Here is a 20105-nt window from a genome sequence, read left to right as displayed (position 1 = left end):
AAATAAGGTTAAACGTTTGCTGTTGTAAATTGCTCAAGCACTGATTTATACGGTTTTATAAAATGCTCTTCAGCAAACTTGCCTTGCTCGGCGGCTAATTTACTGCGCTCATCTCTGTCGTAAATAATTTGCGTGAGTGAGTGGTCGACATTTTTTAAATTAGGCTTAAAGGCATTACCCGCTTTGGCATTGGCGTTATAAATTTCTGGGCGATAAATTTTTTGAAAGGTTTCCATAGTGCTAATGGTGCTTATTAGCTCAAGGTTGGTGTAATCGTTTAGTAAGTCACCAAAGAAAAACAAGGCAAAAGGTGCGGCACTATTTGCAGGCATAAAGTAACGCACTTGTAGGCCCATTTTTTTAAAGTATTGCTCTGTTAACGAAGATTCGTTTGGTTGGTATTCAATGCCTAAAATAGGATGCTCGTTGGCAGTGCGATGATAGGTTTTGTTATCTGACACACTGAGGCATATTACCGGTGGTTTTTTAAAGTGTTGCTTATAGGTGTTTGAGCTTACAAACGATTGAAATAATTTACCATGCAGCTCACCAAAATTATCGGGAATACTAAATTGTGGTTTATTTTTATTATGTTGCTGAAGTAACACGCTAAAGTCGTAGTCGCGAACGTACGATGAAAAGTTATTACCAACAATACCTTCTATGCGCTTGTTTGTTTTGGTATCAATAATATTTGTTTTTAATATTTCTATAGAAGGAAAGCTTTGGCTGTTTTCATCTAAACCAATATCTACAGAAATAATCTCAAGCTCTACACTGTAGCGCTCAGCGGTTGGGTTATCCCAATTAGCAAGGGTGTTAAAGCGGTTGTTGATCATATTTAGCGCTTTTCTTAAGTTTTGTTGGCGGTGTTCACCTCGTGCTAAGTTTGCAAAATTAGTGGTAATACGGGTGTTTTCAGCGGGTTGGTAGTTTTCATCAAGGCGCTGACTTTTAATATTAAATGTAATGTTTTTACTCATGGTGACTCTATCCATATTGTATATTTAAAACCTGAGCCTTTAGCGTGCTCAAAGGGTGGTTTTGTAATAAACAGGCTTAATGCTTATAAGCGCTGGCCGATGGATAATTTATACGTTGATTGGTGCTTTAATAAAAACGGTTTAATTTCACATAAAACATGAGTTTGATTCATTTATATAAATTAAATGTGTTACTCAGAGAACATAAACCTGTGTTTGGGCATGTAAAAAAATAGTGCAGTGTATAATTTATAGGTATTTAGACGTCTAGATGTGTTTGTTGTGGTAATTTCACGTTACGCATTAATAAAATTCAGGCACGGCTGTAGCCCTTATTTTAATTAACGCTTAAAGTTACAGTTTTAAAAATTACTGTAGTTTTACGGCGAGTTATAGGCACTTATTTATTAAAATAGCGGTTAAAAGGGAGTGGTTTTTAATGCAACAACTAAAAATAATACCTGCAGGCATCTATGTGTTGTTCATCTACGCTTAGTTACACTGACTTAACTAACTTGATAATAATAAAGTACATTATGTACGGACACTAAAATAAATGAACAAACTAAAAAACCTCATTACTCAATTTATAGTGGCAATGCAAAAGCGACCAGGGCTATTGGCTGTATTGGCGTTTTGCTCAGGTGTTGCAAGCTATGTAATGGTCGATAGAAAAGAGTCGTTCTCGCAGGTTATTGCCATTGTTTTACTGGTGAGCTGGTTTTGGTTGATCATCGACAACTGGCTACGCGATAAAGTACAAGAGCGCTTTGGGGTAGCCGTATCTCCCAATGTAATGCGCTTTGCACTGCAAATGGTGCAGCAAGAAAGCCTATTTTTTGCGTTACCGTTTTTTTTAGCGGTTACCCAGTGGGATCACCCACAAGCATTATTTACATCGCTGATTATTATATGTGCCTTTATATCGGTAATAGATCCATTTTACTATAAAAAGTTAGCTAAAAACCGCACGCTGTTTACAGTATTTCATAACTTTGCCTTATTTGTGGTTTTGCTTGTTACTTTACCTATTTTATTAAACCTAACTACGAGCCAAAGCTTAGCAATTGCGCTTGTAACCTCAGTGCTTATTACTTTACCTAGCTTAACAAACTTAATGCCTGATGCGCGCTGGTGGCGTTTTCCTATTTTAGTTTTAATTTTATGCGCAATAAGCGCCGGGGTTTGGCAGCTTCGCAGTTATGTTCCGCCAGCAGCACTGCGTTTAACCGATATTACCTTGGCGCACAAAGTAGATGTTGAGCATAAAAAACCACTAGGTAGCATTGATACTCTTGATTTATATACACTTCATCATGAAGGATTATACACATGGACCGCAGTAAAAGCGCCAAGAGGCCTAAACGAAAAAATATTTCATGTATGGATACACAATAAAAAAGAGGTCGACAGAATTACGCTCAATATTAATGGCGGGCGAAAACAAGGCTACAGAGCATGGACTCATAAAGTAAATTTTCCGCATGATGCTAAAGGTAAGTGGCAAGTAAAAGTGGTAACTGAGTCGGGGCAATTAATAGGACTTACGAAATTTATTGTTACACCTTAACGCTATAAATACGCTGATAATCAACTATAGATTTGATACGCTGTTTTTACATTACTTAATGGATGAGTGTTATGAGCATTGCTTTAGATATTGTTATGTGGCTAATGATAGAAACCATTTTAGGGTTTATTTTGTACTCTACCGGCTGTGCAATTTTAAACGTATTCACCTTTGGTCAGTTTAAAGCTGACATTAAAGATTATATGAGCTTTAAGGCAAATAAAGCTAAAAACGTTTACCTAATATGTTTGCTTGGTTTTAGTTTTTACGCAGCGTTAATTGGTTTTGTTGCTTACCTAAGCCAATAACTTAGGTCTATAAGTATATGAAGTTTAATAAGCTATTGGTTATAGCAGGGGTTTTAAGTTTTATAGCGTCACTTTTACATATTGCCTGTATTTTTGGCGGCCCTGATTGGTATCGCTTTTTTGGTGCTGGCGAACACATGGCGCAGTTGGCTGAGCAGGGAAGTACGTATCCTACCTTTGTTACTTTAATTATATCAGCCATACTGGCTATATGGGGCATGTATGCGCTCTCTGGCGCGGGTGTTATTATAAAGCTGCCTTTATTAAAAACGGCTTTAGTATTAATAACAGGTGTTTATTTACTAAGGGGGGTAGCAGGATTAATCGCTCCTTTTGTAACAACCAGTCAGTTCATTCATCACAACTCAATTGTATTTTGGATTGTAAGCTCAATTGTATGCAGTATTTATGGGCTGTTTTATTTATTAGGTACACTTAAACTTTTCCGAACACATACCTCATTAACCTTATAAATTAAAAACAGTGAGCGCTAAAAATAGATTTTCCACAGCTCAGGTTAATCAAGTTATTTACTATGTAAGGAGCAACATGAGTCACGATCACAGCCATCATATTAGTCACTATAATCGCGCGTTTGCTATAGGCGTTTTACTCAATCTTATATTTGTCGTGATAGAAGCAGGGTACGGTTTTTTTGCCAACTCCCTCGCGCTTTTAGCCGACGCAGGGCATAACCTAAGCGATGTGGTTAGTTTATTACTTGCGTGGGGGGCAAATGTTTTGGCAAGTAAAGCAGCTACCGACAAGCGCACCTTTGGCTATAAAAAATCAACGGTGTTAGCGTCTTTAATGAGCTCTGTTTTACTTATGGCTGCCCTTGCTAGCATAGCCTGGCATGCCATAGAGCGTTTTGAAAACCCTCAGCCGGTTACAGGCATGACGGTTATAGTGGTTTCGCTTATTGGTGTGGTAATTAACACCTTAACTGCGTTGTTGTTTGTGCAAGGGCAAAAGCACGATTTAAATATTAGAGGTGCCTTTTTACATATGGCGGCCGATGCAGCGGTGTCTTTAGGTGTGGTAATTGCCGGCATTGTTATTTTATTTAAAAACTGGCAATGGGTAGACCCTGTTGTAAGTTTGAGTATTGTCGTGATTGTGTTTATTGGCACGTGGGGATTATTTAAAGACTCGCTTAATTACGCCACAGACGCCGTACCCAAAAATATTAGTATAGAAAAACTAAAGCAGTATTTTTTAAGCATTGAGCATGTAACAGGTGTGCATGGGCTACATGTGTGGCCACTAAGTACCACAGAGTCTGCGCTTATTGTGCACTTAGTAACTGACAACAACGCATTAAATAACGACTTTTTAATTGAAGTACAGAGCCATTTACATGACCACTTTGACATTGAACACGCCACCATTCAAGTTGAAAGCAGCCAAGGCAGCGCAGGTTGTATGTTTAACCATGGGCATGCCCATGGTTAAACGTAATTGGTTTTAAAAAATTAACCCTGATAGCTTGTAACAACTTAACGAAAAAATGAGTAGTAGCACGGGTAATATAACCACATTTAAAAGTGTTGAGTTGGTGTATTTTCCCATGACTGATTTTTGATTCACTAACCACACCAAGTACGCGGTGATTATGGGTAGTAGTAATCCATTTGCAGCTTGTGCAAATATAATTACTGCAACAGGGTCAAGCCCCAGTGAGGCCACAAATGCACCAAAAGCTAAAATTGTAATGGCGACTGTTTTAAAACGGGTGTTACTCATTTCGCTTGACCAACCAAGCATGCCACATACCGCATACGCGCCTGCTAATGGGGCTGTTATTGCGCTGGTTAATCCTGCGGCAAATAAGCCAATAGCAAAAAAGTAATGCGCTGCTTCGCCAAGTAATGGCTCAAGTTGCACGGCCATATTTGCTGCACTAATTTTACCGGCATCGGTGCCATAAAAGGCAACAGATGCGGTTGATAAAATGGCAAGGGTGATCACCCCACCTAGCGTAATTGATAAACCTGTATCTAAGTTAGTTTGTTTAATAACAGTGTCTTTATCACTTTTAGAATGATCTTGCGCTGCCAAAACACCAGAGTGCAAAAATAAGTTATACGGAACAATGGTTGTGCCAATGAGGGCCAATACCGTTGTAATTGAGCCACTTGGCATTGTAGGTATAAACCCAGCGAGTACTTTAGCCATTGGTGGCGCAGCCATAATTAGGGTAGATATAAATACCAGGCTCATAAGGATCACCAGCAGTATTAATGCATTTTCAACCACTTTGTGCTTACCACTGTATAAAAGAATAGCGCTACATACGGCAATTAAAGGCGTCCATATTTGTGCACTTACCCCCGGGAAAATACCAACTAGCCCCATACTTGCACCACTGAGGTTTCCGGCTTCATATGCAGCGCTACCCACACCAATAGCACTTATTACTAAAAAACTAGCAAGCGCTTTAAGATAAGGGGTTTTAATGTGTGCACGTAACGCTTGTGCTAAATCTTGCCCTGTTGCTACTCCTAATCGAGCAGCCATAGACTGCAACAAAATAGTGGCAATAACCGAAAAGAGTAATGTCCAAATTAATGCAAACCCAAAGTTTGCACCGGCAACACTTGCCGTTGTGATTGTTCCGGGGCCAATAAATGCGGCTGTTACAAGTAATCCTGGGCCAAATCGCATACTGTTACCTTAATATTTGCTTTTAAATTTAGAACAACGTTTTATTACGTTGAACCTAGATTGCTGCCACTTTACGTGCCATGCAGCGAGAGCCCCACCTTGGCTAATTAACCTTAAACTCTGGGTAATTATTTTAATATGACTATCAAAAAGCCGCGTAGGATACCAACTTATATATAGATTTAAAGAGCCAAACGATTACCTGCTTGTTAAATGCACAATACGCGCGAGTTATATTTATAAATCAGCCATGTGCGTTGTTGGTTTCTCATTTTTATCCTACCTTATAGATTATAAAATGAGCAAGTTACTTAGTTTTTTAATGATGTGAGCCATTTTTTAAATAAATTGTTTAAAAAGGCATCTTTTTATTGCTGAGCTTCGTTATATAGCACTACTATGCGCAACTTTTTGGTTTTGGACCTTTTAATGAAAACTAATTTAAATATCTCTCACTTGCTCTGCATTATGTCGCTGGCTTTAGGTACGAGTAAAAGCGCTGCGAATGAATCGCCACACGAGCTTGAGGTAGGTGTAGGCGGGAATATAAAAAGCGTTGCACACACTGACCACGAAAATGAAAAATTAAATTTTCATATTCATCCTTTATGGGAAAGCCATTATGTGACAGAAGGGCGCGATAACTTGCCCGGTAGCGCTTTAGCCTCTATTGCGGGCGAAATAAATTACAATGACTTTACGTTTATCCCTTGGTTAGCAACAGGCACTGATAATGACTACGATGAGCTAAATTTAAATGCTATTTATTCAACTGAGCTTGCAGAACACCTAACTTTGTATGCAGGTTACAACCATATAAAAGCACGCGAGGAAGGAGTAAATTCCCATGATAATGAGCTTAGCCTAGATATAAACTATGCATATGATTGGGATATACATGCAATGGCGAGTATTTACCACTCGTTATCGCTCAGCGGCTCTTTTATAGAGCTGGCAATTACAAAAGAATATGCATTTAGTGATTTAATGCGATTGGAGCTGCAAACTGCGGCGGGTTTTAATAGTGGTTATGTAAGCGATGGCCACAATGGCCTTAATAACGTAAAACTTGCTGCTAATTTATCTTATCAACTATTAAATAATGTCATGCTATCTGGCTATGCCAGTTACAGCGTTGCAATAAGCAAAGATGCTGCACACTATAGCGGTGATGAGCATTTGCGCTCCTTATTTTGGGCAGGGTTTGGTGTTAGTTATCAATTTAATTGAGGGTAGGCTTGGCGTTAGCATTAAAGCGTAAGTGATGGGTGCCACCCTTATTAATTTTTGTTTAGAGTGCTAAAAATTGTGCAAACAAATAAAAGCCTCGCATTTTTAATATGTTTTAGGTTTAAGGTATAGTGGGTACAACACTCAATTAAGGAGGCTTTTATGAAATTTTTAGTTTTTTTAGGCACCGTTAGAGATAGCACACCCCCTAAGCCAGCACGATTAGGAGAGCGAGTGGCTGAGTCATGCCTCAAATGTTTAAACGAGTGCTACAGCGAGCACGAGTTTGAACTTATAGACGCGCTCGACTTTCCTTCAGAGGATGTATTTAAACCTCATTTTGCCTATGCAAAAAGCCAAGCTCCAGCACATTTAACAGCCTTAGCAGATAAAATTACCCAAGCCGATGGCTATATAATGGTAAGCCCAGAGTACAATCATAGTATGAGCCCGGCATTAGCTGATTTGCTAAACCATTTTGGCAGCTCGTTGTTCTCGTACAAGCCAAGCGCTATTGTCACCTATTCGGCAGGGCAATGGGGAGGATTACGTGCGGCAATTAGTTTACGTACCTTTTTATCTGAACTAGGGTGTTTGCCAGTCTCTGCAATGGTTCATGTACCAAAGGCGCAAGAGGTGCTAAATAGCGATGGTTCAATGCAAGAGGGCGAAGAAGAAAAATCGTGGTTTAATTATTATTCACGTACTTTTAGCCAACTGATGTGGTGGGCACAGGCGAGCAGCCAGCATAGTAAAAACGTAGATCCCCACGCTATGTTAAAAAGTTTTAAAACAGCACCATCTCAGCGAAATGCACCTTAAAAAATGTATTAAGGTGCGCTTTTATATGTGCACTGTTTTTATATAGAGTATTTTGCTCGGTTAAAACAATAAGCTAATTGATAAGCGGGCTGTGCGAGGCTCAATAGGATGAAAGTGGTTATCTTCTACACCTTGTGCAGGCTCGCCCGGTAAGCGCGAAGCGTAGTAGTAATCTATATCGTGATCGGTACTATCAAATAAGTTCAGTAGTTCAAAATCGACTTTCCAGTGAGTTTGTTTATAGCTAATAGCACTATTAACTACCGTTAATGGTTCAGATCGAATAGCACCAGAGTCAGAAAGCGTACGTTTACCTATGTGGCGTACTCTAAATGATGATTGCCACATTTTACTCATATGCCAATTTAAACCTGCACTTGCAACAACAGGTACTGCGCCTTCTATATAGTTTTTGTCAGAGTTTATATTTAATCTTGAATGAGTAAACGAGGCTTCCATGTCTAGGCTAAAGCGTTCATTAATCCAATAATACGCGCTTAGCTCTAGACCATAACGTTTTGATGCATCACTGGGCTCTGTATTACCCGCATCACCTACAAATAAAAGCTCTGAGTCGAGTGTAAGCCACCATAAAGCGGCTGATAAATTAACGTTTTGATCATCGGCAAAACGCAGGCCTAGTTCAGCACCCTCACTTTTTACCAGTAAATCTACTTTTTCGGCATTTTGTTGGCTAACAGGGTCAATATTAATGGTAGTGCCGCGGGCATCGTTTGAATGAAAAGACTGCCCCCAGTTTGCATAAGCGACTAACAAATCGGTAAATTTATAATTTAAACTGCCTTTAAAGCTTACTAAGTCATCGTTTTCTTTTCCCGAGTTTACCCGTGTGATACTGCTTACATCGGTATCAAAATAGTCGTACCGCACGCCTGCTGTTGCCTCTAATTTAGGTGTGAAAAGTATTTTTGTTTGCCAATAACTCGAATAGCTTGTTTGTTCTATGGCATCTTGTCTTATTGTATTGAGTCTCTCTCGCGCTTTAGTGTTATAAAGTCCTACCTTGTCTATATCGTCATGGCGAACCTCAAGCCCTGCAGTGTGCTGCATATTTAAACCTGCAGTAAGGGAGTCAAATTGATAACTTAGCTCACCACCATAAATAGTGCGGCTATCTTGTTGGTTAAACTGATCGCCATTTATAGGGTCGTTTAAAAAATAGCTAAAGTTAGAAAACAGCGTTAAATCGTAATTTATGGTATACATACTGGTTTTTATATGCTTGCCTTGCCAAACACTTGATAGGCTATAGCGACTCGAACTCCCCCCAAGGGTGGTATCAAGCGACCCTAAGGGTGACGTTATATTTTGTGACACTGCGCGCTGTGGAATTTGATCGGCTGATTGCCATGTGTTGTCGTAGGCCATTGCTGTAATAGATAAATCTCCATTTAAAGCTTTGCCAACATAACGAAGTAGGGCATTTTTTTTATTTACGTTTTCGTTTATATCATCCCATGGGCCATCGTAGCCTTGCCACTCAGCTGCTGCTATTAACTTGGCATTAGATACATCAACTGCACTAAGCACTACTGCATGTTTATAGTTATCTTCACCAATGCTTAGCTCTATTTGCTTGTGCTTTAAGTTATTAGCTAAATTAAATTGCGCACTACCAGCACTTGAAAAGTCCCCTTGTGTAGCGCTGTATGATCCTTTTTGGTAATTTATAGTTGAAATAGCTTCTGGAATAATAAAATTAAGATCGGTATAACCTTGCCCGTGTCCATGGCTTCGCATATTTATGGGCATGCCCTCAATGCTGGTGGCAAAGTCGGTGCCATGATCTAAATTAAAGCCTCTAATAAAGTATTGATTAGCCTTACCCGAGCCACTGTGTTGTGTAACCGCCATGCCTGGAATAAGCTCTAACATTTCGGCGCTTCTGAGCATGGGGCGCTGCTGTATTTCTCTTTGACCAATAATACCGCTTGAGGCACTGATAGACTCGCCAATTAAACCATCTCTATGCCCATAAACAGTAATGGTCTCTATATTAGCGTAGGTGGTAATGCTATATAACGTGCTCAGTGTAAGTAAAGCTAATCTCTTCATCGCTAAATCCCTATGTATTTACTATCTAAAATAAGCAGATAGTTTAAGTACGGCTTAGCTAATCGATTGGATGCAACATTTGTTAGCAAGGTGTAATAGCGCATATTAAACACTAAGCTAGTGAGCTTTTTAGGTATGAGTAAAAACTACTTAGTGAGTATTGTAATCTGCCTATATAACACTAATAATCATGTGGCTAACTCACTATTAAACCTATAAAACAAAGAGCCTGTATTGAAAGCCAAAGAAATTCGCAATTTTTATATTAACGAAGAGCAATCTGTTTATTTGCTGTCACATAGAGATGCCAAAAAACACCGTCAATGGCTTAATATTTGTATTAAACAACTGAGTGCGCTTGGCTATAAAAATGTAGAGATGATTGGCTCAGGCGCGTTTGGGTTTGTGTTTGCTGGCAATGACGAAAATGCCTTACCTTGGGTGTTTAAGTTCTCGCGTATTACGCTTGCCCAAAGCGTGCGCGACCGCCTAGAAGACGAAGCGTATATGCTCTCGCAAATTAATAACCCGCTAGTGCCTACCTTTTATGCTTTTGAGCGTATAAAAAAGCAAGGTATTTTAATGATGGCCCGCGCCATTGGTGAAGACCTTGAAAAAGTATCGCTAAAAAAAGGGCGTTTTAGTGCCGCCCATATTATGCAATTAGCGGTGCGGCTGCGTAATGTATTAATAGATTTGCGTAATCATAAAAATGGTTTAACCCCTCAACCTATAGTGCATGGCGATATTAAACCTTCTAACTTGGTATGGGATGAGCAAAGCGATGCGCTGTCTTTAGTTGATTGGGGAAGTTCTGTTTACGCACAGGTTGATAGTAAGGGTGAGCCTATAGCCAGTAATTTTATGGATTTAATGTCGGGAGATTTAAGTACTACTAATGCCAGAATGGGCGATGTGTATTTTATAGGTGATGCGCAAATGTCCGGTGAGCAGTCATCGCCACGCTTTGATGAACAAGGTGTGGCTTCTACTTTATATGCACTTGCCTCCGCTCAGTCGTGTCGTTTTGGTGCGCAAGCCATTCCTGCAAGCTCGCTTGGCTTACCCAGAGAGCTTGCCAATGTTATTGATGGCATGCTGTCTAAAAATAAAACCATACGTGATGGCGCAGGCGATTACTTTATCCGTAACATTACTAAAATGGCTAAGGCGTATTTACCCGAGCTTAAAAAAGCGGAGCCTCGTCCTGTTATTCCGTATTGGTTTGGCAAAGGTGATAAGCCCGACACCGTAGTTTATAGCTCGCGAAAACAGTTTTTACGACAAGCTGATCATAATCAGCAATTGCTTGATGTAAACGATGCTCAATTAGACCGTTACTATAAAGAGTTTTTGTTTGATACCGGCGATACCGAAAAAGCCTTTTTGGCCTCAATTAGCCGCCTAGCTAAATACCCGGTAGTGGGTGGATTGAGTTTTCATTGGAAAGATGAGTCGTTGTTTGTTGAGTCATCGCTTATTATGCATGATGAAAGTTTAAAAACAGCCTTTACCGATGCCATTAATAATACCGTGATGCTTGCTCAAGCAATAAGTCAAAAAGGTTTATTTAAGTGTTGTTTATTTGATGCGCGTAAAACCATTCAATTAGAGCGAGATGGAACCGGAGCGTTTAAGTTTGATAACCTCCCTGAGCTTGATTATGAAGTTGTTAGCATGAAGGCAAACGAAATTGCACGTCCACATTCTTACTTTGAAGACGGTAAAGACCCTGATGAGCAGCTACAACTTCCTAAAAAAGTGATTAGATGTGTGTTTGAGCTAAACCAAATTCATCATACTGGCTGTATTATATTTGAAGCCCTGCCAGATAGAATGAAAATACACCATTACTATCGCTTACTCGATGAAAGCAAAGAAGTAGAGTTTAAACGGTTACTTAATAAATTAATGCAGTATGCAGTTAATATTACTGATGTGGGGGTAGCAGGATTTATGAAGCTTCCTTATAAAAACACCCGCGAATTTTCGCTTTGCAAAAAACAACCAGAGAATTTTTTTCCTAAAAATCCAAAATTATTAGCGCAGTAAAAATAAAAAAGGGCAGCTTAATATTAAGTCTGCCCTTGGCTACTTAATTGTTAGTTTAAAACACTGTGCTAAAAGGCGTACGCGGTGTTAAAGCAAACTGATGAGTCATTTTTTGCTGCTTGTTAGTGGCGGTAATGTGGTACTTATTAAAATCAGAATTTTGACTAAATAACCTAACGTTTAATTTTAGCTGTGCGCTTATATCGGGCACTGTATATCGGCCCGTAATGGTTATGTACTCAATGTTATTAGTATCAGTATGCGACACTTCAGGGTTTAGTAATAAACCCTCTAAAGAAAACTTATAATGATGATCGTTTAAATAAACCCCTCGCATTATGGTTTTGCTGATTTGCTTTTTATGGGCGTTAAATTCATCCATAGATACTTTTTTATTTAAATCATCATCAAGGTTATTAAATGCAGAAATAGGCAGCGAGAGCACAATAAAGGCATGGTTATCAATCACGTTTAATGTTCCGTGTTGAGCCACCATTAAATGTGCATAAACAACCGGTGCTATAACAATGTTGGCTACTAAAATAAGCGCAACAAGTGCTTTTTTATGTAATTTCATCATGCTCACTTTGCCTATAAGTAAATTTATAGCTCGCCTTTAACACAGCGTTGAAAAAACGGATAAGTATCGGTTGCATAGTAATGGTATATGCCTTGTGGAAATTCAGGGGTAACACCAAAGCGTCCGTTACACTCATCTAAATCGCCAGAACCAGCTATATACTCCCAATCTTGTGCAAAAGTTCCCAGTGGATAAATATCGGTAGAAGGGCGGTTATCGCTTACAGTACTAATATGTTGGTAGCTACCTGTCATCACTTTAAGTGACGAACTTGCATCATCCGCGGTGCTATAGCCATAGCGCGCATAAATAGGAAACCCATCAGCCGCCCATGCGATTAGGGTCATTGTTGAGCTGTTGCCGCCTCTAAGGGAGATAAATCCCTCAGGCATGCCATGATAATGATATGTGCCATCGGGCTGTACGTGTGCGTTGTTATCGTCAGTACCAAAACTAAAGGTATCTTGGCTTAGTGCTTCAATACTCCAGTTGCCACTGTTATCACCCAGCGAGCAATTATCGCCAGAGTCATCACAACTGCCGCCGGTACCAGCATCAATTTTAACGCCATTTAGTACTATGCCTAACACGCCTCGAGGGCCGCCCATTAAGGTTGCGGTATCGCTTTGTTCAGGCGTTAACGTAAAGCTCTCACTCACTGTTTGCTCATAAATGGTGTTTGGATTATCGGGGTTAGGAAACGTGCCCACATCATGATCGGGAATGCCATTAGCAACTACATCGCGTGTTGTACCTGTGCATGCCCAATCAGCAGAGCTGGTGGTTTGCACTGATGTTGAGTCGTTGTATTCATTGTAACTGTATTCACATAGCACTTGTTCGGTTGAGCTGGTGCCACTTGTTGCTGTTGTACTGTCACTGCTTGAACTTGTACTTTCATCAGTGGCGGTTGTTAGGTTTTGCTCATCACTGCCACATGCAACAAGAGAAGAAATTGCTGCGCTTAATAACGAAATGTTTAATAGTTTAACTTTATTACATAGAGAGTGATTCATCATACACAGCCAATTAAGTACTAATTGACGCTATTTTTGATCTTAAATGTGCAAGCAATGTGCAAAAATAAATCAACATTGAGTATGTTTGTTAATCAGGTGATTTTACTTAAGCTGCATGTATTATAAAATCAGTGCATTAACAGCCTAAAGTAAAGAATGGTGTAATGGCAAAATCAAAACCTGAGGTGTCGATTCAAAGTTGTGGGATTTATTCTACATGGGATAGCAAAAGTAAAGCATTGCCACAAATTGAGCAATTTACTACCAATGTAATTGCTAAGCTTGATGTTGAATTTGGTTTAATAATTAATATTAAAAAAGCAAAAGGCGAAAAACTTCACTTTTGTATTTATCACCCCGATATACCAGGCAGTAATGGCGAAATAATGCCGCCCTTTGAAGGCGTTGAATACATTAAAGAGAACGACTGGCAGTTTTATTTAGGTGATACGCTGTGGGAGCCTATTGAAAATAAATTAGGTGATTGGCGAATGACACTCACCCTAAATAATAAAATTATTGCCGATAAAACATTTAACGTAGCACTTGAAGAGCAAGGCTCTGTTAATGATTTTTGGCGTAAACGAGGTTACTAAGTCCTAAAATTGCAGAGCTAAAAAAAGCCAATATACATTGGCTTTAAAAATATAACTTAACCTGAACTCTGGTTAAGAGATATACCAACATAATTTATCATGATGATCTTTAAGCTTAATTCTCTAGGCAGCGGTTTTCGGTGAAAACAAGGCGAATTTACGCGTCAATAGCTAGCCTATTGCAAGTAAATTCAACGCTGTTAGCGCTGAAAATAGCTGCTAGAGATAGATTTATTATCCAGAGTTGAGGTTAACTTAGTTACCCCACGGGTTAGTTGCATTTGAGCGTTGTTTTCGCGCCCTGGCGCGTTGTTTAGTGGCCTTTTTTTCCATAATTCGCTTTGCATCACTAAAACTTAATTCGCACGGCTCCCCCGGTTTATGATCCGCAGGAATAACTCTATCTCGTGGCGGTAATTCGTATTGCACATCGTCGGGTTTAGGTAAGTTTTTAAGGCGGTATAGGTAAAAGTTATCTACCTTTTCTTGTGCCCATTGTGTTTTACGTAAAAACTTAACCGCCGATTTTACATCTGGGTTGTTTTTAAAACAGTTTAATTGCAAATAAGCGTGTAGTAGCTCCCACCCATATTGCTCAACCAGTTCTTCAACCACTTGCTCTAATTTTACGCCTTGCAGTGGGTTATTACTGTAAAGATCTTGGTTGCTCATAGGTGTTGCCTCATTAATAAAAATACAAATGCCATTATAAATTTAATAACGAGGCTTTAATAGATAAAATTGCTTAACTTTGGCAATTAACAACTACGCGGCCGCGAATTTTACCTTCCATAAGTTGCTCGGCATTTTCGATTACTTGCTCAAGTGTAATTTCGGTTGAAATTTTATCAAGGTAATCGGCTTTAACTAAGCTTGCTAGTCTGTCCCATGCTTCTACTCTGTCTTTTTTAGGGCGCATAACGCTGTCTATACCAATTAAAGACACACCACGTAAAATAAAGGGTGCTACTGATGCGGGTAAATCCATGCCTTGGGCTAACCCACACGCAGTAACCACACCACCGTATTTAAGCGATGCACAAATATTAGCAAGGGTGTGGCTGCCTACCGAATCTATAGCGCCAGCAAAGCGCTCTCTTTGAAGTGGCTTACCTGGGTTTGAAAGCTCATCGCGGCTAATGATTTGTGACGCACCTAGCTCTTTTAAGTAATCGCTTTGCTCCATTCTTCCTGTGGCAGCGGTTACTTTATAGCCCAGCTGATTTAATAAATAAATGGCAAAGCTGCCAACACCGCCGTTTGCACCGGTCACTAATATTTCGCCATCACTTGGAGTGATGCCTTGTTTTTCGAGGGCTATAACACTCAGCATTGCAGTGTAGCCCGCGGTACCAATTTGCATTGCTTGTTTTGGCGAAAGCGCTGCAGGGAGGGGGATTAACCAATCACTATTAAGCGATGCCTTTTGTGCAAGGCCCCCCCAGTGTTTTTCGCCCACACCAAAGCCATTTAAAATTACATTATCGCCAACAGTAAATTCATCCGTACTCGTTTCACTTACTGTGCCCACTAAATCGATGCCTGGCACCATAGGAAAACTGCGCACAACAGGGCCTTTTCCAGTAATGGCTAGCCCATCTTTGTAATTGAGCGTGCTGTAAAGTACATCAAGTTGCACGTTTTGATCTGGTAGGTCACTTTGCTGCACTTCACTAAGCGCCGCAGCGTAGTTTTCGTCTTTAGTAATTACAATAGCTTTAACTGAGTTACTCATAACATATCCTTTTAGACCGATCGGTTTTTAATGGCTAAATAAAATGCGCATTAGGTAAGTAATGCGCGTAAAAACATTTCTGTATACAACGTAAGGGGTTTACTTGATTGGGTAAGTTTAGCGCGCATAACGGCGCCTTCCCAGCCAATCCAAAAATATTCACTCATAAGCTGCGTATCAACAGTTTTAGCAAGCGTGCCTTGTTGCTGTGCTTCATTTAAACACAGCTCAACTTGCTGCTGCCATGCTACGTAGCTTTGTAGTAGGCGGATTTTAAATTCATCACTTAAATGATTGAGCTCTTGATTTAAATTGCCGACCAAACAACCGCGCTTGTACTGGTATTTTTGCATGCCCATAATAGCACTTTGCGTAAAGTGAATTAAGCGCTCAAGGGGTGGGGTATTGCTATCGGTTAAATATTTTTTGAGCTTAGTGATAAAGTAGTCATCGTAGGCATTTACTAAAGCAATACCAAACGCTTCTTTACTTTTAAAGTAATGATAAAACGAGCCTTTAGGTACGCCGGCTTTTTTTAAAATGGTATCAAGGCCAGTTGCGCTAAAACCAAATTCAGTTAAGGTTTCTAGTCCAACCCTAATAAGGTGCGCTTTGGTATCGGCGTTTTCGCGAGGTATTTTAGGGGGTCTTCCGCGCCGTGCAGGTGCTTGAGCAGTATTCATTTTAAGTAACCCCTAATAGCCTTATTTAATTTAACCCATATTAGACCGATCGACTTTAATTAATCAAGCATAAATACCAATTGTTTAAAAATAAATCGTTAAAGCTGTTTTTTAAACAAAAGGGCAAATTGCAATAAAATCGTCATGATTACATTTTTGTTTGGAACTTAGCCAAAAAAGGTGTGTCGGATAAATAGGTCGTGTTGATTTTTGCTGGTTAAATTTGCAGTGGAGTTTGGAATTTAGACAAGGCGATAATGCACCATAAATACCAACTATATGCTGCCCATTAGGTGCTTTCATTAAGCAGTTATTTAATCGCTTCAATGGAGATATTTAAATCAGCAAAGTAGAACACGCCTTAGCACATAAGTGCATTTAAGCGGTTAGATAGCCGTATTGTAAATTAAAGAAGCAGTAAGAAATGAGTGGTACGACCACTGTGTTTTTATTAATGTTAAATTATTTTTGCATCAGCATGTTAGTTAATGTCAAACAAATTAATTAATTTTGCTATTTGAATTTAACATTTTTATTAACTATTCATTAAATGTAGATTTCACTAATGCTACAAAATTTATAATTAAAAAAGGTGAGGATATTACCGATGAAGAGACAAAAAAGAGATCGTTTAGAAAGAGCTCATTCTCAAGGTTTTAAAGCAGGTTTAGCCGGGCGCTCAAAAGAGCTATGCCCTTATCAGCAAATCGATCCTAAGTCAGAATGGTTAGGCGGTTGGCGTGAAGCAATTGAAAACCGAAACATGTATAAAACCTAATTCATCAGATAAGAATTAACGTAAAAAGGCCTCCAATTGGAGGCTTTTTTGCATACATTCATTACTAATTTAGAATGCGCTTGTGTCTTGAAATAAGCCCACTTTTAAATCTTTTGCTTCGTAAATTACGCGGCCATCTACTTCAACTGTGCCATCAGCCATGCCCATAAATAATTTACGCTTAATTACACGTTTCATATCAAGGCGGTATGTTACTTTTTTAGCTGTAGGTAAAATTTGACCGGTAAATTTAACTTCACCCACGCCTAAAGCACGGCCTAAACCAGGGCCACCAGACCAGCCTAAGAAAAAGCCAACGAGTTGCCACATAGCATCTAGGCCTAAACAACCGGGCATAACTGGGTCGCCTTTAAAATGGCAATCGAAAAACCATAGGCTTGGGTCAATATCAAGCTCAGCTACAATTTGCCCTTTACCGTGCTCGCCGCCATCAGCAGTGATTGAAGTAATACGGTCCATCATTAACATGTTGTCGCTTGGTAAACGGCAGTTACCTTCACCAAACATTTCACCTTGACCACATAGGATCAAATCTTCTTTTGTATAGCTATTTTTAGGTTCCATAACACTTATCTTCGCTTAGAAATTGCCAAGTACTTTAGCGTACACTTGTACGCTAAACAACTCGGAGCAGTTGAAAAAAACACTTTTTTGCGTGATTTATCGCCAATCAGTAGTGGCGATTGCTTTTTGCACTATAAAACCGCGCAATTACAATCAGAAATCATTATAATTACCCCTGACTTATAACCAGTTTAAAGGAAGTTTATGATCCTTTTTGTTAACTCACTAACAGTGATTGATTTTTCTTACTTATGTAACAAACGCGGCGCCGTTGGCGAGAGCTGGATTGTTGACTTAACGTTGCATGGCAAGCTAAATGAAGAGTCTATGGTGTTAGACTTTGGCTTAGTTAAAAAGCAAATTAAAGGCATAATTGACGACTGTTTAGACCACAAACTAGCAATTGCTAGAGGTTTAAATGGCACAGTACAAGAATTTGATTCGCACAAAACGCTCGATTGCACATTTGGTGATAACCACCATTTAGCCATGAGTGCTCCGCATCAAGCTTATTGCATGATAGATGCACCAGAAATTAGCGTTGAAACAGTGACTGAATTTTTAATCGACACTATTTTACCAAAACTGCCAGGAAACATTGAAAAAATTGAGTTGTCGCTTAAACCAGAGCACAGCCAAAGTTTTTATTATCATTACAGCCATGGCCTTAAAAAGCACGATGGTAACTGTCAGCGTATTATTCATGGCCATCGCTCGCAAATTGGTATTAGTTTAGATGGTATGTCTATGCCACGCTTACAAAAGCAATGGGCTGAAAAATGGCAAGATATTTATTTAGCCACACGTGAAGACCAAATCGCTGCAAGCGAATTAAAACACATAAGCGCTAAAAACGATGATGTGTGTTTTGCTTACACTGCTGCACAAGGTTACTTTGAAATGGCGATTAGCGAGTCACGCTGTGACATTTTACCTGTTGATACAACGGTAGAATGTATTGCTCAACACCTTGCTGAGCAAGTTAAGGCCGAATACCCAGACAAAGACGTAAAAATTACCGCATATGAAGGCGTAGGAAAGGGATCGATTAGTTATGCTTAAAACTCTTTTAGCCACAGCGCTTGTAACCACAACTAGCTTTAGTGCATTAGCGCTTGAGCTAAAAGGGCACCTAACGCAGGGCGGCTTAGTGACAGGCAAGCTTGAAAATGTAAAGTCGGTATCGCTAGATGGTAAAACATTAAAGTTATCAGACTCTGGCGATTTTGTGTTTGGCTTTGGTCGCGACGCGAAAGCAAAACACGCCCTTACGTGGGTAGATACTAACGGTAAAACACACACGCAAGATTTAATGATCACTAAACGTGATTATAAAATTGATAAAATTACCGGTGTGGCTAAAAAGTATGTGTCGCCCCCTAAAGAAGTAAGCGCACGTATTAGCCGTGAGGCGCAAGCAATACGTAAAGCACGCGCGGTTAACTCTGATTTACAGTACTTTTTAGAGCCGGTATTAAAGCCTGCACAAGGGCGTATATCGGGTGTTTATGGTAGCCAACGTTATTTTAACGGCGAACCGCGACGCCCACATTTTGGTTTAGATATAGCCAATAAAACCGGCTCGCCTGTATATGCTCCGATTAGTGGCACCGTGGTGTTTGCTGACCCCGATTTATACTACTCGGGCGGTACGCTTATTATTGACCACGGCCATGGCGTTACCTCTACATATATTCATTTAAGCAAATTAGATGTAAAAGTAGGCGATACAATAACCCAAGGCGACAAAGTTGCCGAAATAGGTGCAACAGGGCGTGTAACAGGCCCACACCTTGATTGGCGTTTTAACTGGGAAGGCGAGCGCCTAGACCCAGCATTATTGATGCAAGATAAGCTTGCTAATAAAAAGTAGATACTATGACAGACATTAACCGCGATGCAATTATTGCAAAGCGTATTGAAGACTCAACGACCTCGGTTACTAAAACGGTGTTTCCTGGGCGCACTAATCATCACAACACATTATTTGGTGGCGATGCGTTAGCATGGATGGACGAGGTTGCTTTTATTGCCGCCACTCGCTTTTGCCGAAAGCCGTTAGTGACTATTTCATCTGATAGAGTTGATTTTAAAGAGGCTATTCCAGCGGGTACTTTTGCTGAGCTAATTGCTAAAGTTGTGCATGTGGGCAATACATCACTTAAAGTGGATGTGGATATTTGTTTAGAAACCATGCATAAAGATGATAAGCACTCGGCTATTTCAGGCAGCTTTACCTTTGTAGCCGTAGATGATGACCACAGACCGACACCGGTGGTATGCGATAAAATGATTTACGGTTTTGATAAGTAAATATTAAGGCAAGCGGCCTTTAAATAAGCACCTTTATTAGGTGCTTATTTAATTACATTAAAAGAACACATCATACTAATTAGTTGTAAAAGCTATCTTAGCAACTAT

General features: G+C 39.7%; 21 protein-coding genes. 12 read left to right on the top strand and 9 right to left on the bottom strand.

The features are described from left to right. Positions 1-8: 8 nt before the first annotated feature. On the bottom strand, positions 9-983 hold the full coding sequence (locus CWC04_RS14070; protein WP_138685731.1) for a DUF1852 domain-containing protein: 975 nt from the start codon (positions 981-983) through the stop codon (positions 9-11). 556 nt (positions 984-1539) lie between these two features. Between CWC04_RS14070 and CWC04_RS14065 the strand changes: the two genes are divergently transcribed. The 4 genes from CWC04_RS14065 (at position 1540) to CWC04_RS14050 (ending at position 4316) form a co-directional block, all read left to right on the top strand. Next, complete coding sequence (locus tag CWC04_RS14065) at positions 1540-2553, top strand: DUF5924 family protein (RefSeq protein ID WP_126007008.1); 1014 nt, start codon at positions 1540-1542, stop codon at positions 2551-2553. 71 nt (positions 2554-2624) lie between these two features. Continuing rightward, positions 2625-2861, top strand: coding sequence for a hypothetical protein (locus CWC04_RS14060; protein ID WP_004586508.1), 237 nt, complete (start codon positions 2625-2627; stop codon positions 2859-2861). 17 nt (positions 2862-2878) lie between these two features. Beyond that, the gene (locus CWC04_RS14055) at positions 2879-3334 is read left to right on the top strand and encodes a hypothetical protein (RefSeq protein ID WP_138685730.1); all 456 of its coding nucleotides are present in this window, start codon (positions 2879-2881) and stop codon (positions 3332-3334) included. A 76-nt stretch (positions 3335-3410) separates the two neighbouring features. After that, positions 3411-4316 carry a cation diffusion facilitator family transporter gene (locus CWC04_RS14050; protein WP_138685729.1) on the top strand — a complete coding sequence of 302 codons (906 nt, stop codon included), beginning with the start codon at positions 3411-3413 and terminating at the stop codon, positions 4314-4316. Positions 4317-4328: 12 nt separating this feature from the next. On the opposite strand, the gene CWC04_RS14045 is transcribed toward CWC04_RS14050, so the two are convergent. After that, positions 4329-5528, bottom strand: coding sequence for an Nramp family divalent metal transporter (locus CWC04_RS14045; RefSeq protein WP_024032231.1), 1200 nt, complete (start codon positions 5526-5528; stop codon positions 4329-4331). Positions 5529-5957: 429 nt separating this feature from the next. Here CWC04_RS14045 and CWC04_RS14040 point away from each other — a divergent pair, with 429 nt between their 5' ends. Both CWC04_RS14040 and CWC04_RS14035 read left to right on the top strand, forming a co-directional pair. Further along, the gene (locus CWC04_RS14040) at positions 5958-6758 is read left to right on the top strand and encodes a hypothetical protein (protein ID WP_138685728.1); all 801 of its coding nucleotides are present in this window, start codon (positions 5958-5960) and stop codon (positions 6756-6758) included. Positions 6759-6920: 162 nt separating this feature from the next. Beyond that, positions 6921-7580: an NADPH-dependent FMN reductase gene (locus CWC04_RS14035; RefSeq protein WP_138685727.1), complete on the top strand. Its 660-nt coding sequence runs from the start codon at positions 6921-6923 to the stop codon at positions 7578-7580. A gap of 60 nt (positions 7581-7640) precedes the next feature. On the opposite strand, the gene CWC04_RS14030 is transcribed toward CWC04_RS14035, so the two are convergent. Then, the gene (locus CWC04_RS14030; protein ID WP_138685726.1) at positions 7641-9656 is read right to left on the bottom strand and encodes a TonB-dependent receptor; all 2016 of its coding nucleotides are present in this window, start codon (positions 9654-9656) and stop codon (positions 7641-7643) included. Positions 9657-9890: 234 nt separating this feature from the next. Between CWC04_RS14030 and CWC04_RS14025 the strand changes: the two genes are divergently transcribed. Beyond that, on the top strand, positions 9891-11708 hold the full coding sequence (locus CWC04_RS14025) for a protein kinase domain-containing protein (protein WP_138685725.1): 1818 nt from the start codon (positions 9891-9893) through the stop codon (positions 11706-11708). A gap of 55 nt (positions 11709-11763) precedes the next feature. Here the strand turns inward: CWC04_RS14025 and CWC04_RS14020 are convergent, their stop codons facing one another. Both CWC04_RS14020 and CWC04_RS14015 read right to left on the bottom strand, forming a co-directional pair. Further along, entirely contained in the window at positions 11764-12288 is a 525-nt protein-coding gene (locus CWC04_RS14020; RefSeq protein WP_126007026.1) for a hypothetical protein, read from the bottom strand. A gap of 23 nt (positions 12289-12311) precedes the next feature. Then, the gene (locus CWC04_RS14015) at positions 12312-13307 is read right to left on the bottom strand and encodes a YHYH protein (protein WP_138685724.1); all 996 of its coding nucleotides are present in this window, start codon (positions 13305-13307) and stop codon (positions 12312-12314) included. A 164-nt stretch (positions 13308-13471) separates the two neighbouring features. On the opposite strand from CWC04_RS14015, the gene CWC04_RS14010 reads away from it, so the two are divergent. After that, complete coding sequence (locus tag CWC04_RS14010) at positions 13472-13903, top strand: DUF3859 domain-containing protein (protein WP_138685723.1); 432 nt, start codon at positions 13472-13474, stop codon at positions 13901-13903. A 255-nt stretch (positions 13904-14158) separates the two neighbouring features. Here the strand turns inward: CWC04_RS14010 and CWC04_RS14005 are convergent, their stop codons facing one another. From CWC04_RS14005 to acuR, 3 genes are all read right to left on the bottom strand, one after another. After that, a complete protein-coding gene (locus CWC04_RS14005) occupies positions 14159-14575 on the bottom strand; it encodes a VF530 family protein (protein WP_004586518.1) in 417 nt (138 codons plus the stop codon). A gap of 73 nt (positions 14576-14648) precedes the next feature. Then, on the bottom strand, positions 14649-15638 hold the full coding sequence (gene acuI, locus CWC04_RS14000) for an acrylyl-CoA reductase (NADPH) (RefSeq protein WP_138685722.1): 990 nt from the start codon (positions 15636-15638) through the stop codon (positions 14649-14651). Positions 15639-15688: 50 nt separating this feature from the next. Beyond that, positions 15689-16321, bottom strand: coding sequence for an acrylate utilization transcriptional regulator AcuR (gene acuR / locus CWC04_RS13995; protein WP_138685721.1), 633 nt, complete (start codon positions 16319-16321; stop codon positions 15689-15691). A 607-nt stretch (positions 16322-16928) separates the two neighbouring features. Here acuR and rmf point away from each other — a divergent pair. Beyond that, positions 16929-17099, top strand: coding sequence for a ribosome modulation factor (gene rmf / locus CWC04_RS13990; protein ID WP_004586522.1), 171 nt, complete (start codon positions 16929-16931; stop codon positions 17097-17099). 69 nt (positions 17100-17168) lie between these two features. Here the strand turns inward: rmf and fabA are convergent, their stop codons facing one another. After that, entirely contained in the window at positions 17169-17684 is a 516-nt protein-coding gene (gene fabA, locus CWC04_RS13985) for a bifunctional 3-hydroxydecanoyl-ACP dehydratase/trans-2-decenoyl-ACP isomerase (RefSeq protein ID WP_004586523.1), read from the bottom strand. A gap of 204 nt (positions 17685-17888) precedes the next feature. On the opposite strand from fabA, the gene CWC04_RS13980 reads away from it, so the two are divergent. The 3 genes from CWC04_RS13980 to CWC04_RS13970 are packed head-to-tail and all read left to right on the top strand — an operon-like array spanning position 17889 to position 19997. Then, positions 17889-18746: a 6-carboxytetrahydropterin synthase gene (locus CWC04_RS13980; RefSeq protein ID WP_138685720.1), complete on the top strand. Its 858-nt coding sequence runs from the start codon at positions 17889-17891 to the stop codon at positions 18744-18746. Next, the gene (locus tag CWC04_RS13975) at positions 18739-19557 is read left to right on the top strand and encodes a M23 family metallopeptidase (RefSeq protein WP_138685719.1); all 819 of its coding nucleotides are present in this window, start codon (positions 18739-18741) and stop codon (positions 19555-19557) included. The genes CWC04_RS13980 and CWC04_RS13975 overlap by 8 nt, the downstream gene beginning before the upstream one ends. A 5-nt stretch (positions 19558-19562) precedes the next feature. Beyond that, the gene (locus CWC04_RS13970) at positions 19563-19997 is read left to right on the top strand and encodes an acyl-CoA thioesterase (RefSeq protein WP_024033640.1); all 435 of its coding nucleotides are present in this window, start codon (positions 19563-19565) and stop codon (positions 19995-19997) included. The last annotated feature ends 108 nt before the right edge of the window (positions 19998-20105 follow it).

The organism is Pseudoalteromonas sp. S2893 (genome assembly GCF_005887105.1).
Lineage (GTDB): Bacteria > Pseudomonadota > Gammaproteobacteria > Enterobacterales > Alteromonadaceae > Pseudoalteromonas > Pseudoalteromonas atlantica.
This window is presented reverse-complemented; position numbering and strand designations above follow the sequence as displayed.

Excerpts from the sequence above, each read along its gene's own strand:
- CWC04_RS14070 (WP_138685731.1), bottom strand. The coding sequence starts at position 983 with ATGAGTAAAAACATTACATTTAATATTAAAAGTCAGCGCCTTGATGAA.
- CWC04_RS14065 (WP_126007008.1), top strand. The coding sequence starts at position 1,540 with ATGAACAAACTAAAAAACCTCATTACTCAATTTATAGTGGCAATGCAA.
- CWC04_RS14060 (WP_004586508.1), top strand. The coding sequence starts at position 2,625 with ATGAGCATTGCTTTAGATATTGTTATGTGGCTAATGATAGAAACCATT.
- CWC04_RS14055 (WP_138685730.1), top strand. The coding sequence starts at position 2,879 with ATGAAGTTTAATAAGCTATTGGTTATAGCAGGGGTTTTAAGTTTTATA.
- CWC04_RS14050 (WP_138685729.1), top strand. The coding sequence starts at position 3,411 with ATGAGTCACGATCACAGCCATCATATTAGTCACTATAATCGCGCGTTT.
- CWC04_RS14045 (WP_024032231.1), bottom strand. The coding sequence starts at position 5,528 with ATGCGATTTGGCCCAGGATTACTTGTAACAGCCGCATTTATTGGCCCC.
- CWC04_RS14040 (WP_138685728.1), top strand. The coding sequence starts at position 5,958 with ATGAAAACTAATTTAAATATCTCTCACTTGCTCTGCATTATGTCGCTG.
- CWC04_RS14035 (WP_138685727.1), top strand. The coding sequence starts at position 6,921 with ATGAAATTTTTAGTTTTTTTAGGCACCGTTAGAGATAGCACACCCCCT.
- CWC04_RS14030 (WP_138685726.1), bottom strand. The coding sequence starts at position 9,656 with ATGAAGAGATTAGCTTTACTTACACTGAGCACGTTATATAGCATTACC.
- CWC04_RS14020 (WP_126007026.1), bottom strand. The coding sequence starts at position 12,288 with ATGATGAAATTACATAAAAAAGCACTTGTTGCGCTTATTTTAGTAGCC.
- CWC04_RS14015 (WP_138685724.1), bottom strand. The coding sequence starts at position 13,307 with ATGATGAATCACTCTCTATGTAATAAAGTTAAACTATTAAACATTTCG.
- CWC04_RS14010 (WP_138685723.1), top strand. The coding sequence starts at position 13,472 with ATGGCAAAATCAAAACCTGAGGTGTCGATTCAAAGTTGTGGGATTTAT.
- CWC04_RS14005 (WP_004586518.1), bottom strand. The coding sequence starts at position 14,575 with ATGAGCAACCAAGATCTTTACAGTAATAACCCACTGCAAGGCGTAAAA.
- acuI (WP_138685722.1), bottom strand. The coding sequence starts at position 15,638 with ATGAGTAACTCAGTTAAAGCTATTGTAATTACTAAAGACGAAAACTAC.
- acuR (WP_138685721.1), bottom strand. The coding sequence starts at position 16,321 with ATGAATACTGCTCAAGCACCTGCACGGCGCGGAAGACCCCCTAAAATA.
- rmf (WP_004586522.1), top strand. The coding sequence starts at position 16,929 with ATGAAGAGACAAAAAAGAGATCGTTTAGAAAGAGCTCATTCTCAAGGT.
- fabA (WP_004586523.1), bottom strand. The coding sequence starts at position 17,684 with ATGGAACCTAAAAATAGCTATACAAAAGAAGATTTGATCCTATGTGGT.
- CWC04_RS13980 (WP_138685720.1), top strand. The coding sequence starts at position 17,889 with ATGATCCTTTTTGTTAACTCACTAACAGTGATTGATTTTTCTTACTTA.
- CWC04_RS13975 (WP_138685719.1), top strand. The coding sequence starts at position 18,739 with ATGCTTAAAACTCTTTTAGCCACAGCGCTTGTAACCACAACTAGCTTT.
- CWC04_RS13970 (WP_024033640.1), top strand. The coding sequence starts at position 19,563 with ATGACAGACATTAACCGCGATGCAATTATTGCAAAGCGTATTGAAGAC.